This is a genomic window from Streptomyces carpinensis (genome assembly GCF_002154505.1).
Taxonomy (GTDB): Bacteria; Actinomycetota; Actinomycetes; order Streptomycetales; family Streptomycetaceae; genus Streptomyces; species Streptomyces carpinensis.
On record NZ_MUBM01000252.1, the window covers coordinates 286 to 759 of the forward strand.

A 474-nucleotide genomic window follows, 5' to 3' on the forward strand; every position below is an offset into this window, starting at 1 on the left:
CCGCGGTGCCCTGTGGGGTCATCTGCGCGGATCGCGGGGCGGGGTCACGCGTAACTCGCGGTGCCCGCCCGGAGCTGCGGGCTCTGCCGGAAGAGGCGGTCGGGGACCGTGTCGGCCAGGACCTTGTACCCGGCCGGGTCGAGGTGGAGGTGGTCGCCGGTGTCGTAGGCGGGCAGCAGCGCGCGGGGGTTGTGCGGGTCGCGGGCCGCCCGGTCGAAGTCGATGACGGCGTCGAACCGGCCGCTGGTGCGGATCCACCGGTTGACCGCCTGCCGGGCCGACTCACGGACGCCGGCCGGGTCGTCGTAGCCGTTGCCGCCGAACGGCGTGAGGGTGGCCCCGTACACGCGGATGCCCTGGGCGTGGGCGCGGGTGACGATCTGCTGGTAGGCGCCTATGAGGTCGGCCGTGACCTGCTTCATCGCCGGCTCGGTCGCATCGGCCGTGCCGATGTCGTTGACGCCCTCGAAGACG

Annotated in this window: 1 protein-coding gene; it reads right to left on the reverse strand. The window is 73.6% G+C overall.

The genetic code is table 11. The annotated features are described in order from the left end of the window. Positions 1-44 precede the first annotated feature (44 nt). Positions 45-474, reverse strand: a 430-nt coding sequence (locus BZY54_RS31095; protein ID WP_244217429.1) for a GDSL-type esterase/lipase family protein, incomplete at its 5' end; no start/stop codon positions are given.